This is a genomic window from Vibrio sp. 1-1(7) (genome assembly GCF_013048485.1).
Lineage (GTDB): Bacteria > Pseudomonadota > Gammaproteobacteria > Enterobacterales > Vibrionaceae > Vibrio > Vibrio fujianensis.
The window spans coordinates 1,141,006-1,155,724 of the sequence record NZ_VHSP01000001.1 but is presented as its reverse complement, the minus strand read 5'-3'; the positions used below and the strand labels follow the sequence as shown (position 1 = coordinate 1,155,724).

General features: G+C 43.0%; 11 protein-coding genes. 3 read left to right on the top strand and 8 right to left on the bottom strand.

Annotated features, from left to right (window positions below):
• Positions 1-7: 7 nt before the first annotated feature.
• From rsxD to FKN05_RS05300, 8 genes are all read right to left on the bottom strand, one after another.
• On the bottom strand, positions 8-1,054 hold the full coding sequence (gene rsxD, locus FKN05_RS05335) for an electron transport complex subunit RsxD (protein WP_170887039.1): 1,047 nt from the start codon (positions 1,052-1,054) through the stop codon (positions 8-10).
• Positions 1,054-3,234, bottom strand: a complete 2,181-nt coding sequence (rsxC, locus tag FKN05_RS05330; RefSeq protein ID WP_170887038.1) for an electron transport complex subunit RsxC — start codon at positions 3,232-3,234, stop codon at positions 1,054-1,056. The genes rsxD and rsxC overlap by 1 nt, the downstream gene beginning before the upstream one ends.
• Before the next feature lie 8 nt (positions 3,235-3,242).
• The gene (gene rsxB / locus FKN05_RS05325; protein WP_099612123.1) at positions 3,243-3,830 is read right to left on the bottom strand and encodes an electron transport complex subunit RsxB; all 588 of its coding nucleotides are present in this window, start codon (positions 3,828-3,830) and stop codon (positions 3,243-3,245) included.
• Positions 3,830-4,411, bottom strand: a complete 582-nt coding sequence (rsxA, locus tag FKN05_RS05320; protein ID WP_078926219.1) for an electron transport complex subunit RsxA — start codon at positions 4,409-4,411, stop codon at positions 3,830-3,832. The genes rsxB and rsxA overlap by 1 nt, the downstream gene beginning before the upstream one ends.
• A 258-nt stretch (positions 4,412-4,669) precedes the next feature.
• Complete coding sequence (locus FKN05_RS05315) at positions 4,670-6,223, bottom strand: methyl-accepting chemotaxis protein (protein WP_170887037.1); 1,554 nt, start codon at positions 6,221-6,223, stop codon at positions 4,670-4,672.
• Between the two features lie 286 nt (positions 6,224-6,509).
• Complete coding sequence (locus tag FKN05_RS05310) at positions 6,510-7,130, bottom strand: LysE family translocator (protein ID WP_099612125.1); 621 nt, start codon at positions 7,128-7,130, stop codon at positions 6,510-6,512.
• Between the two features lie 93 nt (positions 7,131-7,223).
• Positions 7,224-7,655, bottom strand: coding sequence for an acyl-CoA thioesterase (locus tag FKN05_RS05305; protein ID WP_099612126.1), 432 nt, complete (start codon positions 7,653-7,655; stop codon positions 7,224-7,226).
• Positions 7,656-7,811: 156 nt separating this feature from the next.
• On the bottom strand, positions 7,812-9,353 hold the full coding sequence (locus FKN05_RS05300) for a bifunctional GNAT family N-acetyltransferase/carbon-nitrogen hydrolase family protein (RefSeq protein WP_170887036.1): 1,542 nt from the start codon (positions 9,351-9,353) through the stop codon (positions 7,812-7,814).
• A gap of 461 nt (positions 9,354-9,814) precedes the next feature.
• On the opposite strand from FKN05_RS05300, the gene FKN05_RS05295 reads away from it, so the two are divergent.
• From FKN05_RS05295 to tig, 3 genes are all read left to right on the top strand, one after another.
• A complete protein-coding gene (locus FKN05_RS05295) occupies positions 9,815-10,612 on the top strand; it encodes a hypothetical protein (RefSeq protein ID WP_170887035.1) in 798 nt (265 codons plus the stop codon).
• 362 nt (positions 10,613-10,974) lie between these two features.
• A complete protein-coding gene (locus FKN05_RS05290) occupies positions 10,975-12,633 on the top strand; it encodes a putative transporter (protein WP_161428414.1) in 1,659 nt (552 codons plus the stop codon).
• 676 nt (positions 12,634-13,309) lie between these two features.
• A complete protein-coding gene (tig, locus tag FKN05_RS05285; protein WP_099612129.1) occupies positions 13,310-14,611 on the top strand; it encodes a trigger factor in 1,302 nt (433 codons plus the stop codon).
• The last annotated feature ends 108 nt before the right edge of the window (positions 14,612-14,719 follow it).

The following is a 14,719-nucleotide window of genomic DNA, read 5'->3' as shown; positions in this document are numbered from 1 at the left end:
TTTTTCCTCAGTGCCCGTAAGTACGCGGTTTGGTGTAATAATCGATCAATGGTACACACATGTTGGCTAATAGTACGGCAAAAGCGACCCCGTCAGGGAACCCACCCCAACTACGAATGATAAACACCATGCAGCCAATGAAAAAACCATACACTAAACGCCCTTTAGGCGTAGTCGATGCGGTAACTGGATCGGTTGCTATAAAGAAAGCTCCCAGCATGGTTGCTCCAGAGAGTAAATGCAGCATAGGGGAAGCGGTGGTACCTGGAGCCAATAACATGATCAGCGTACTTGATGCAATAAGCCCCGCGAGGAAAGCGGTGGGAATATGCCAGTGAATAACGCGTAACTTAATCAGCGCTAAGCCTCCGATGAGGTAGGCGAGGTTAACCCACTCCCAGCCAATGCCAGCCAAACCACTAAATTGTGGTTGTCGCAAGATTTCTGTGACGGTATGCCCAGCATGAATTGAGGTCTTAAAAGCATCTAATGGCGTCGCCATTGTGATGCCATCAACCCCTGCTCTGACTTGTTGTAGTGATAACCCATCTTGATTAAATCCCGATATAATGAGTGACCAAGAATCGGTAAAAGAGACCGGATCGGGGGCTAATTGATTCGGAGCTATCCAACTTGTCATTTGCACTGGAAAAGAAATAAGCAAAACGACATAAGCAATCATAGCTGGATTAAATGGGTTCTGTCCTATTCCGCCGTATAGTTGTTTGGCGATTAAAATCGCAAACAAAACACCAATAGCAATAATCCACCAAGGAGAAAGGGGAGGAATGGCAATAGCGAGTAGCCACGCCGTCACCAAGGCGCTGTAATCCCGAATAGTGGTGAGCGGGGAACGCTTACGTAGCCGCATGACAATTGCTTCTAATGTGAGAGCGAAAGTAATGGCTAACAACAATTGAATAAAGGTGCCCCATCCGAAAAAGTAGCTTTGGGCAAGCAGACCCGGCAAAGCACAAATGGCGACCCATTTCATTAAATCGGCAGTACTGCGTTTATTATGTGCATGTGGGGAGCTGGCAATAAAAAAGGCCACTATTTGTTCTCCTCAACGTTATTTTGTGGGTTATTGGTTTGTTGGGCTGCTTTGCGCGCTTTAGCTCGAGCAATAGCGGCAGCCACGGCTGCTTTTTTGGGATCGGCTGTGTTATCTGACGCTTGTTCAGCTGGCTTTTGCGCCGAGAGTTGCTGTGCTTTACGCACTTTAGCTCGAGCAATAGCGGCAGCCACGGCTGCTTTTTTGGGATCGGCTGTGCTATCTGACGTTTGTTCAGCTGGCTCTTGCGCCGAGAGTTGCTCTGCTTTACGCGCTTTAGCTCGAGCAATAGCGGCAGCCACGGCTGCTTTTTTGGGATCGGCTGTGCTATCTGACGTTTGTTCAGCTGGCTCTTGCGCCGAGAGTTGCTCTGCTTTACGCGCTTTAGCTCGAGCAATAGCGGCAGCCACGGCTGCTTTTTTGGGATCGGCTGTGTTATCTGACGTTTGTTCAGCTGGCTCTTGCGCCGAGAGTTGCTCTGCTTTGCGTTGTCGGGCCAACTGTTTGCGCTCTTCACGAAGCCTAACCATTTCTGTGTTATCTGGTTCATGTGCTCCGGTTTGTAGCGCTTTGGCTTGTTTTGCTTTCGCTCGCGCAATGGCATCTGCTACGGTTGATTTTGTCGTATTATTTTGCGTTTCTTGAGATTGTTTTTGTGCTTTTACGCGGGCGATAGCTGCGGCAATGGCATCTTCGCTGCCACTTTTTTGCATCTCTTCCCGGCGATCTTCAGCCGCTTTCTTAAAGCGATTTTCTCGTTCTTGTTTTTCTCGTTCCATCCGTGCTTTTTTTTCTTCAAAGCGCTGTTTAGCGCGTTCGGCAGCTTCCGCTTCTCGCTTACGAGTACGAATTTCAGCTTTAGCTTGACGATAATAATGCACCAATGGAATTTCGCTTGGACAGACATAGGCACAAGCACCACATTCAATACAGTCTCTGAGGTTCAGTGCTTCACACTTTTCATATTCTTGTGCTTTGGCGTGCCACAGTAACTGCTGTGGTAATAATGTTGCTGGGCAAGCATCAGCACATTGGCCGCAGCGAATGCAGGACATCTCCGTTTGTATCGGTGCAATCTCTTTACGTGTTGGAGCCAAGATGCAGTTTGTGGTTTTCGTTATCGGCACATGGGCATGGGGCAGGGTAAAGCCCATCATTGGGCCGCCCATGATCAAACGAGGTAATTGTTTATCAGCTTGATAATTAAAACTATTAAGCAGTGTTTGTACGGGTGTGCCGAGTAAGGCCCAAACATTTCTAGGTTGACTGAATGTATTACCGGTCAGGGTGACGACTCGTTCAATTAACGGTTCGTCATCCATTACGGCGCGTTTTATGGCATACATAGACCCGACATTCTGTACTAATAACCCTATATCTGCTGGAATTCCCCCGTTAGGCACTTCAAGGTTCGTGAGAATTTTAATCAGCTGTTTCTCACCGCCCGAAGGATATTTAGTTGGAATCACACGGATGAGAAGATCTTTTTGCTGAGCCGCTTTTTCAAGAGCTTGGATCGCTTCTGGTTTATTATCTTCAATGCCAATAATGGTTAGTTTCGGCTTTAAAATATGTTCGACAATACTGATGCCCTGAATAATTTCTTCAGCATGTTCGCACATGAGTCGGTCATCGGCGGTGATATAGGGCTCACATTCAGCGGCATTAATAATTAAAATTTCGGTACGAGATAGGCCGGATTGAATTTTTTTTGCAGTAGGAAATCCTGCGCCGCCCATGCCTGCAATTCCAGCTTGCCGGATGATTTCAATCAATTGCTCAGGTGTATACGAAGTGTAATCGGTAATGGGATGACGAGCGACCCACTGATCTTGACCATCTGGTTTGAGAATAATACATACTTCATCTAGCCCGGAGGGGTGAGCTGTCGTTCTTGGTTCAATGGCGGTAATCGTGCCCGATGTCGGTGCGTGAACCGGTAGCATAAAGGTGCTGCGGTACTGAGTTAAGGCTTGCCCTTTTAAAACCTGCTGGCCAATATCGACCAGTAGATCTCCCGCTTTTCCGATATGTTGCTTAATCGGTAGTATCAGTTCTTCAGGTATGAAGGCGGGGAGCATGGCCGCATGATTGGATTGTTGTTTATTTTCTGGTGGGTGAATACCACCGGGAAAATCCCAAAGTTGACCCGCTTGGATCTGTTTAATTAATGACAACATACTCACCTTCAATGTGCGTTTTTTTGCGTATCAGACGCAGCTTCAGTGATATTAACAACAGGAATTGCATTCATTTGCCACTTCCAAGTATCCGGTGTGGTTTCGACAGGAATCATCTCGATACAATCCGTTGGGCACGGAGCAACACACAAATCGCAACCGGTACATTCGTCTTTTATGACAGTATGCAGTGCTTTTGTGCTTCCGACGATGGCATCGACAGGGCACGCTTGAATACATTTCGTGCAGCCAATACACATATCTTCATGAATAAAAGCCACTGTTTTGACTTTGTTGTCGAGGTCGTGCGCAGATTCTTGAACCTCAACCCCCATTAAATCTGCGAGTTTTTCAATTGTGGCTTGGCCACCCGGAGGACATTTATTAATAGCATCGCCATTTGCGATAGCTTCCGCATAAGGGCGGCAACCGGGATAGCCACATTGGCCACATTGAGTTTGTGGTAAAATAGCATCAATTTGATCCACAATCGGGTCACCGTCGACTTTAAAACGAATCGAGGCAAAGCCTAAAATAGCACCAAAAATCGCGGCTAAAACCGCTAAAGCAAGAACGGCGATCAACAGCGTACTCATTACAATTTCACCAATCCGGTAAAGCCCATAAAGGCAAGGGACATCAACCCAGCGGTAATCATGGCAATCGATGCTCCTTTGAATGGCGTCGGTACATCTGCCACTTGAATGCGTTCGCGCATGGAGGCGAAAAGAATTAACACCAAAGAAAAGCCGACAGCAGCACCAAAACCATAAATAATGGATTGGATAAAATTATGGTTTTCATTGATGTTTAATAGCGCGACACCGAGTACGGCACAATTGGTGGTGATCAAAGGTAAAAAAATACCTAATAAGCGATACAACGTTGGGCTGGTTTTATGTACGACCATCTCGGTAAATTGTACGACGACAGCAATCACCAAAATAAAGCTCATCGTCCTTAAATATTCAATACCCAGCGGGCGAAGAATGTAACTTTCAACCAGATACGCGCAGACGGAGGCAAGAGTCAGCACAAACGTGGTGGCAAAGCCCATACCTATCGCGGTTTCGAGCTTTTTGGATACCCCCATAAAGGGGCATAAGCCGAGAAACTTTACCAGTACAAAGTTATTAACCAATACCGTACCGATTAATAGCAAAAAATATTCGGTCATAATGCGAGTCGTCTTTAATTCTGATCTGGCTATTATCCAGCTTTGAGCCATCAATAACAACCGAGTAAAACAAAGGTTTTCTCTCGATGAATAGAAAATAGGCATAAAGTAACCGGCGATAACCGTTTTTTTCCCCACTTTTTACAGAAAGATAACCCTGTGACTTTACCGTGTTGCTCAATAAAACGACCTTCAATGTGTAAGTATGTGTTTTTAATATCAGCAGATTTTATGATGAATAACTTTTATATTAGTACGTTAGCGTTTAAAACGAATGACAAGTTCATGTAAATCATCCGATACTTTATGAACATCGTTAACGCTGTCACTGAGTTCATTCGCTCCTTTCAGGGTGGAGGACGCCAACATGGAAATATTAACAATTTGTTGATTCACATCTTCAGCGACATGTGCTTGTTGTTCTACCGCCGTGGCAATTTGTGAAGACATGGCGGCGATATGTTCAACGGCTTGAGAAATTCCTTTTAGTACTTCCCCACTTTCTAATACATAGCGAAGTCCGTCTTCTGCATCGGTAACGCCCGTTTGTGAAACTTGAACCGCTTGTTGAGCGCGCTGTGTCAGTTCCGAGATGATGGCGTGAATATCTTGGGTTGATTGTTGGGTTCGTGTTGCAAGGACACGAACTTCATCGGCAACAACAGCGAATCCTCGCCCTTGTTCTCCAGCTCTTGCCGCTTCAATGGCGGCATTTAACGCCAGAAGATTAGTTTGTTCTGCAATATTTTCAATAATTTGTGCTACGTGAGCAATTTTATTGGTTTGTTCGGAAACGTTTTGTACCGAGTCACCAATTTGCTGGACAGTACGTTTGAGTTTTTCAATCGCATCACGCGTTGTATTTGAGGTGATAACGCCGTTTTGCGTTAATTGGTTAGCCACTTCAGCTTGCTCGGCGGTATTATTGACATGTTCTGATACATCATGAATCGAGGTGCTCATTTGATGCATAGCGGCAGCAACGGCCTCGGTCTCTTTTTGTTGACGAGATATTTCTTTCTGTGCGTTTTGTGTTAAAGCTTGCCCTCGCCTTGCTTCAGCAGAAACATTGATCGCTGCATTTTCTATTCTAGCGATAATGGTATTGAGATGAGCGGCTTGGCTGTACAATGAAACTTTAATTTTGCCTAATTCACCTGTGTCGTCCGTGTAAGTATGCATAGCGAGTGGATGATAAAATGAGGTCTGCAATAGGTCACTGATTGAATGTAACGTTCGATGACGAGAGTACGACACCCATACACTAAAGATGATAATCCCGACGAGTAATATACTTTCCGATAGTTCAGGATATTCCATCGCATATAGCAATCCAGAGCAGGCTAAAGCGAATATCAAAAAGAGGTTTTCTAACCGAATAGAGAGTCCGGCTTTGGCGGGCTTCCCGGCTCGGACTCTTTGATAAAATTTTTCGGCTCTGGCAATGGCTTTTTTATCTGGACACGATCGAACCGATTCATAACCGATCACGTTATTATTTTCGGTGATGGGAGTGACATAAGCATCGACCCAGTAGAAATCACCATTTTTACAACGATTTTTGACTAACCCCATCCAAGGTTGTCCTGCCTTAAGGTGCTGCCACATGACTTCAAATGCCTGTGAAGGCATATCTGGATGGCGAATAATGTTATGCGGCTGACCAATTAACTCTTCTTTTTGAAAACCACTGATCTTTGCGAAAGCCTCATTACACTCGACAATTTTTCCTTGGGTATCGGTAACGGAAATCAGTTTGGTGTCTTTATCAAAGGTTTTTTCTTTATTGGTGACGGGGTGATTGTTTCGCATAGAAATATCCTAGAAGAAATCGCGCTGTGAACTCTGTTATAAATCCGTGATGTTATGAAACATAGCGGTATGCCTAAATAAGCATAATCTACTTTGCTCAATGCGCAATTTTCAGGAATGGAATGGTATTTTTGAGTGACTAACGGATACGGTCATACTTTATTGAAAGGGTGATAACGTCGTCGGACTAAGGCCGGTTAATGTATCAGGCGAAAGGAGCAGCATGTTGCTTTCACATCGTGACATGGTTTGATGTCATACGGGTAAAAGTAATTAAAGAGAATCATTAGCTGGCTAGTAGCCAGATACCTACCCCTGCCATCATCGTACCAGCGATGCGATTCAATAATCGTAAGTTATCGGCTTTTCCGAGTGCTCGTTTTAGCCCTTTTCCTCCGATCGCGTAAAGAGACATTGAAATAAATTCAGACACCATAATGATGGAAATCAATAAAGTGAGTTGTGGAACTAAACGGTGAGATTGATCAATAAAAGGTGGTAATAAAGCAATCATGAATGCCCAACCTTTGGGGTTGGCAATCGCGGTCATAAAACCTTGGATAAATAGTGTTTTTCGATGATGTGTTGGGTGAGGATGATCTGTCGAATCGAAGGCCAGTTTACTTTTTGAACGCCACATTTGGATGCCGAGATAGAGTAGATAACTGGCACCCACTAATTTGAACAGGGTAAACATCCATGGATAACTCAGCATGATGGCGGCAATCCCGATGACTGCAGAGACGGCTACCATGGCAACGCCAAGCAACTCACCGATCATCATCCATAATGTTTTTCGATAGCCAAGATTCATCCCAAGCGTTAAAGCTAATGTCATACACATACCCGGTGTAATAGAAACAAAGAAGAACGTTGGGATAAATAAACCAAGTAATGCACTATTCATTTGGTTGATCCGTCGAGAATAATTGCTTGGCACAATAAGCGTTGAGCGAGATTTAGGCAAGAGGCTCTTGAGTTATTGTGTACTGATGGTTAATCAGCCATGCGTTTCAATTTGTTTTATCGCTTGCACCAAATGTTCGGCGAGAAGCGCTTTTTGTCCAGTTGCAAAGTTAAACATCACGATGGTTGCAGCCCCTGTGGTGGTGACTTTACCTATTTTTTTACTCACGACGTGGTATTCCATGGTGAAACGATCAGTCTGAATATCCACTACTCTGGAACCGATCAATAAAGTATCAGGAAAGGTGACCGGAATTTTATAACGGCATTGGGTTTCACTCAGCACTGGGCCGATACCACTGCTTTGAATATCTTCCATCAAGGCTATCTGTTTAAAATAATCAATTCGCGCGGTTTCAAAGTAACGAAAGTAGACCACGTTATTGATATGCTGCAATGCATCCATCTCTCCCCATGCGACGGGAATTTCAGTAATGACAGGAAAAGCGTGAAGTAATGATTCCATGAGGCAAGGCTCCTAGGGTCTGTTGACCTTTCGCGGTTTTAGGGCAGTTACTCTAACCGTTTTAACTAAAAAATAGCGTGATTTTGTTATCATGTTGTTATTTTTTGTCGTTCCAAGGTGCCCAAAGATACGCTTGGAACGAAAATAGTGTGAATTTTAAGATTGATGAATTTTAGTGTGAGTAAATCCGCCATAGAGATCCATTCGACGGTGACGTAAATTGGTGACTGAGCCTTCAGTATTAAGTTGTTTAAGCTTATCGAGATCCACATCAGCAAAAATTATCATTTCCGTATTTGGACTAGCTTCGGTAATGGTCGCGTCGTGTGGAAAGAAAACATCGGATGGTGAAAATACAGCTGACTGGGCATATTGAATGTCGACGTTATCCACTCGTGGTAAATTACCGACACTGCCTCCAATGGCGACATAACACTCGTTTTCAATGGCCCGAGCTTGTGAACAAAGGCGAACCCGTTGATAACCATTTTTGGTATCGGTCCAAAAAGGAACGAAGATAATTTGTACCCCTTGCTCTGCCAGCATTCGTCCAAGTTCTGGAAATTCACTGTCATAGCAAATTAAAATGCCCACTCGGCCCGCATCGGTTGTAAACACTTGGACATGGTTGCCGCCATCGATCACCCAGTCACGTTTTTCATGTGGTGTAATATGAATTTTGTACTGTTGGTCAATTGAGCCATCACGATGAAGTAAATAGGCCACATTATACAGTTGACCATCTTCTAAAACAGGCATGCTACCGGCAATAATATTAATGTTGTAAGTGACCGCCAGGGTCGAGAAGTGGGTTTTTATCTGCTCACTAAAAGAGGCTAAAAAGCGAATTGCTTCGACGCTGTTTTGTTCGCGCTTTAATCCCATTAATGGGGCGTTAAAAAACTCTGGGAATAGGGCAAAATCTGCCTGATATTTTGAAAGCGAGTCAACAAAAAATTCGGCTTGATCCAACAAATCTTCCACACTGAGCACGGCTCGCATTTGCCACTGAACGATACCAATACGCACTAAAGTTTTTTCGACATCATGAATAGATTGAATATCTTCTTCATAAAAGAAATTATCCCACTCTAATAAGGTGGCATATCCCCTTGAATTATCATCTTCCGGTAGGTAGTGGCGCATAATCCGCTTAACATCAAAGTCATTTGCTAATTGGAAAGAGAGAATCGGATCATGCAGCTCACGGCGTTTGACTTTTTCGATATAGTCCATAACTGGCATTTGATCCGCATATTGAGCGTATCCCGGTATTCGACCTCCGGCTAAAATGGCTTTGAGGTTGTCACTACGGCACAATTCTTTTCTAGCTGTATATAATCGACGCCCTAAGCGTAACCCTCGGTAATCAGGATGGACGAAAACATCCAAGCCATACAGCGCATCGCCATTCGTTTTATGTTGAATCACATTGTGTTCATTGATGATATCAGTATAAACATGAGGAAGAGAAAAACGGTTATAATCCACTTTGATGGTGAGTGCGGCCGCAATGACTTTTCCATCGTCCTCAATACAAATTTGTCCATCTGGAAATTGGTGAATTAAGTCCATAATTGTCATTCTGGGCCAAGCACCGCCCACATCGTGAAAGACGAGATCCATCAACGTGGCTAATTCAGGATAATCACTCTTTTCAATGACACGCAGAGTTAAACGTGGTGCAGGATTACTCATACACGATGCTTCCTTGTTGTTATGCTTTTTGAGTTAAAGTTGTAATGGTGCTGGCTAGGGTTTGTTTAACCTATTTACATGGTGTCGCTATGCTCCTGAAATGGGGCCCTTAGCTATCACTAAAGGCCAATCTATGATTGTACAAATTTGCTAATGACTTACCAGGCTAAGTGGTTTGAGAATAGTCATACTGACGAATATTTCCTATTGAAGCAAGTTCATATAAGGCGTGAGCTTGACTTGCGTCATCACCGATTTAAAAAAGCGCAGCAAGGTGAGGGAGTTGTGAAGGTTTAAGCCTTTATAATAAAAAGGTTATTAATTTGTGTGAGAATTTCGTGTTTAGTCACAAGATTAGTCCTGAAAAAATAAGCAATTTGAGTCATATTATCGATTCTCTTGATCATAGTGGTGAGTTATCACTGAGATGGTTTTTTAGGTAGGTTTTAGAGTCAATAATCATGCCAGTATATTCGTTACCTATTTTGTATGTATTATCTTTTAGTTTTCAATTGGTTAAGATGAAGTGGCGTCAGCTTTTACGATTATCCTGGCCCTACTGGTTAGTGACGCTCAGCAGTCAATATATTATTACACAGAATCAGCAAGGGTATAGTGCGCCACACGTATTTTTATGGATCGTCTTTATCATGATGATTGCCGCTTGGACAACGGTTCAGCTGCATAGGAGTATTCTGTTAGATTCACCGTCCATAACAACATCATCCATAGCAACATCGAACAACGCCTCATCCCAGTTCGGAACAAGAGAGTTAAAAATGATCGGTTACTGGATATTGATTGGTGGTGGGTTATTTTCTCTACTCATCGGCTGTACCTTGATATTTGTTTACTTGTTTGAGGAGAAGGTCGCTTCATTACCTGTTTTTGTACTCTATCTGCTATTTTCACTCCCCTGCTGTTGGCTATTTTCTCGTTGGAGTTTGGTGATTCCTGCCATAGCGATTGATGCAGAGCCACGTGGCTTAAAAGTGGCATGGTCTTTATCAAAACCCTACCAAGGCCCACTTTTTATTTTACTGGGTCTATTTCCCTATGGCATCACGATGTTGTTTACTTTTTTTGCTCAATGGGGTGGAGTGAGTGAGCAAGCCCACTGGGTGTTTAATCTCTTGACATATTTCTGTTGGTTATATCAAATCTGTATTTTATCAATAACTTATCAATGGATTACTCGACGTAAGCAAATCGATCATTTTTTGGATATGTCACCATCGGGTCGACTGGTGAGTGAATAAAGTGCCATTTTTAGGTGTAATCGATATAGATAGGGTGTCTGTCTACGATTAAAATATAAATGATATAACTATCATTTAAAGGCGATAATCATGTCAGTGAGATCGTAGATTGAACAATTGACGCTATTGGAGATTCGCTTAAACGCACACTTCTGTTTATCTATAGTTAACACTTTCTTACAATTACAGTATTACTGTGGTTAGTTTGGGGCAACGACATATCGTTTTGGAACATTTCTAAGAACGATTGGAACCCTTCAGCTGTAGACTAACCACTCTTATCAGTTCTTATGCCTACCCCTGCTTGTTGTTCTGCGAATCTGCCCTGCAAAGTTTTATGTTTATAATTTAGGAGAGAAATTATGAGTGACATTGCGCTTTCTATCAGCATTCTTTCGCTGGTAGCAGTGCTGGGGTTGTGGCTTGGAAATTGGCGAATATACGGTGTAGGGTTAGGAATTGGTGGCGTCCTATTTGGTGGTATTTTAGTCGGCCATTTTACTACGGCTTGGGGAATCGATCTCGATTACAATACCTTACATTTTATTCAAGAATTTGGTCTGATCTTGTTTGTTTATACCATTGGTATACAAGTGGGGCCTGGCTTTTTCTCTTCATTGAGATCCTCCGGTCTAAAACTGAATGCTTTTGCTGCTTTGATTGTTTTGCTTGGCTGTTTAGTGACCATCGCACTGTATTATTTATTTGATGTGCCATTGCCGGTGATTCTCGGCGTATTCTCTGGTGCAGTGACCAATACACCATCACTGGGTGCTGGGCAACAAATTCTCGGAGAGTTAGGTGGCCAAGAGAATTTATTGGATTTAACCGGGATGGGCTATGCAATTGCTTATCCATTTGGTATTTGTGGAATTTTGTTAACGATGTGGCTATTGCGTATGTTATTTCGAGTTAACATTCAGCAAGAGGCTGATGAATTTGAAATTCACAATGGGCATAAAAAAGAGAGCCTGAATACGATAAATGTTGCGGTGAAAAATCCCAATTTAAATGGGCTGCTCTTACAAGAGATTCCAGCATTAAGCGATGGAAATATTATTTGTTCTCGCTTAAAACGAGGAGACCAACTGTATGTCCCCAAGCCAGACTCTCGTGTTGAATTGAATGATTTTCTTCACTTAGTGGGGGATAAAAAAGCATTAGAAAAAGCTCGGTTAGTGATTGGTGAAGAGGTTGATGCTTCATTATCGACACGAGGCACCGAATTACGAGTTCAACGTTTGGTGGTGACCAATGAAATTGTATTGGGTAAAAAACTACGTGACTTAGATCTAAAAGAAAAGTATGACGTTGTGGTTTCTCGGCTTAATCGAGCTGGGGTTGAGTTGATTCCATCGAGTCAATCAACTCTACAATTTGGTGATATTTTAAACTTAGTTGGCCGAAAAGAAGCCATTGAAGCCGTCAGTGGTATTGTTGGTAATGCACATCAAAAATTGCAACATGTGCAAATGTTGCCTGTTTTTGTTGGGATAGGCCTTGGAGTACTCTTAGGTTCGATACCTTTTTACTTACCGGGTTTTCCTGCAGCAATAAAATTGGGATTGGCAGGCGGACCACTGATCGTCGCTCTTATTTTGGCTCGTATTGGTAGCATTGGTAAAATGTACTGGTTCATGCCACCAAGCGCTAACTTAGCATTACGTGAAATTGGTATTGTTCTATTCCTCTCTGTGGTTGGACTAAAATCGGGAGGGCATTTTATTGATACCTTAGTGCAAGGTGATGGTGTCAGTTGGATGGGATATGGTGCATTAATTACCGCTATCCCATTAATTACCGTAGGGATCTTGGCTCGGCTATTTGGTCAACTGAACTACCTTACTATGTGTGGTATGTTGGCAGGCTCAATGACGGATCCACCAGCATTAGCTTTTGCAAATGGTTTACATGAAACAAGCGGCGCATCAGCGTTAGCTTATGCAACGGTTTATCCGTTAGTCATGTGTTTGCGGATACTATCTCCACAGGTATTAGCGCTTATTTTATGGGCATTATAATGAACGGTAACGGAAGGGGCTTGTTTCCCTTCCGTGTCTATTTTTGGCACAAGAGGTGATTGAACAGGCAACCCAAGGCAATTGTCATTAAATCGAGACACTGATTCAGCGATTACCTCGACCTTTTGACGAATAGCCAGAATATGAACGCTATGCAAGGCTCCCCACGGAGTGGGGGAAAACATTGGTCATCAGTTGCTCGTCTTAGACGGCCATCATGATGGTTAACTATTAATGCGCTTGCCCTGCAAAATAAGAGCAAGATCTCTTTTTGAATGTTTGGATAAAAAAAAGCCTCGATTCTCTTGAAAAAGCCTTTATTGTCCCCATTTAAATTCTCATGGTTTTAAGTGTTTGATGAAAACTTTAGCACTTAGGTCGTTTTTGGACAGATTTATAAGCGATGGTTTGGGGTTTAACTCGACAGGAAAAGCCCTGATCGGTAGAATGTCACGTCTAAATTTTTGCCCTGAGGCTAATCAGAGATACCTTTATTCGGCGCAAATCGGCAAAGATATCACTTATTAGTCTGATATTAAGGCTTATTAAGCCGAAATATCGATGCCTAATATTTATCATTTAAGTGTTCAATCGAACACAACACAAGGATGCAGCCAATCACGGTATTGGCTCATGATGCTCAGGAATACTGAGCCAGTTTTGAGGTTTATAAACAATGCAAGTTACTGTTGAAACGCTAGAAGGCCTAGAGCGCCGTCTCAATATTACTGTTCCAGCTGCAAACATCGAAGATGCGGTGACAGCGGAACTACGCAACATCGCCAAGAACCGTCGTTTCGATGGTTTCCGTAAAGGCAAAGTGCCAATGAAGATGGTTGCTAAGATGTACGGCAAAGCAGTACGTCAAGATGTATTGGGTGAAGTGATGCAGCGTCACTTTATCGAAGCAATCGTGAAAGAAAAAATCAATCCTGCTGGCGCACCAACCTTTGCTCCTGTTGAAAACGAAGCAGGAAAAGACCTTGTTTTTACAGCAACGTTTGAAGTTTACCCAGAAGTTGAGTTGAAAGGTCTAGAAAATATCACGGTAGAAAAACCAGCAGCAGAAGTGACTGATTCAGATGTCGCTGAAATGTTGGAAACACTTCGTAAACAACAAGCCGCTTGGGTTGAAGTGGACGAAGCTGCTGAAGAAGGTAAGCGAGTTTCTATCGATTTTGTTGGTTCTATTGATGGTGAAGAATTTGAAGGCGGTAAAGCTGAAAACTTCCCACTAGAAATGGGTGCTGGCCGTATGATTCCTGGTTTTGAAGATGGTATCGTTGGCAAAACTAAAGGCATGGAATTTGAAATCGACGTTAACTTCCCTGAAGATTACCACGCAGAGAACCTAAAAGGTAAAGCGGCCAAGTTTGCCATTAAAGTTAATAAAGTAGAAGCGCGTGAACTGCCAGAAATGAATGATGAATTTGTGGCTAAGTTTGGTGTGGCTGAAGGCGGAATTGAAGGTTTGAAAGCCGAAGTTCGTAAAAATATGGAGCGTGAGCTGAAGCAAGCCATCAAAACTCGCGTGAAAGAGCAAGCGATTGAAGGCCTAGTAAAAGAGAACGAAACTCCGGTTCCTTCTGCATTGGTTGACCAAGAAATTAATGTATTACGCCAGCAAGCAGCTCAACGTTTTGGTGGTAACATGGAAGCCGCTAATCAACTTCCACGTGAACTTTTTGAAGAACAAGCAAAACGTCGCGTTGTGGTTGGTCTACTCTTAGGTGAAGTTATTCGCACTGAAGAGCTAAAAGCTGATGAAGAAAAAGTAAAAGCTCTAATTGATGAGATGGCAACTGCTTATGAAGATCCATCAGAAGTGATTGCTTACTATCAGCAAAATGAGCAAATGATGGATAATATGCGCAATCTTGCTCTAGAAGAGCAAGCGATTGAGGCGATCATTGCTAAAGCCAAAGTGACGGAAAAAACAGTTAGCTTTAATGAGCTAATGAATCCAGAAGCTGCTTGATTTAAGCAATTTGTCACGTAGAAAGGTTGACGAAACGTCAGCTCTTCTGCTAACAATGGTCCGCGTGATGCCCATCATTCGGGCCATTTATTTTAGGGATACAAGACT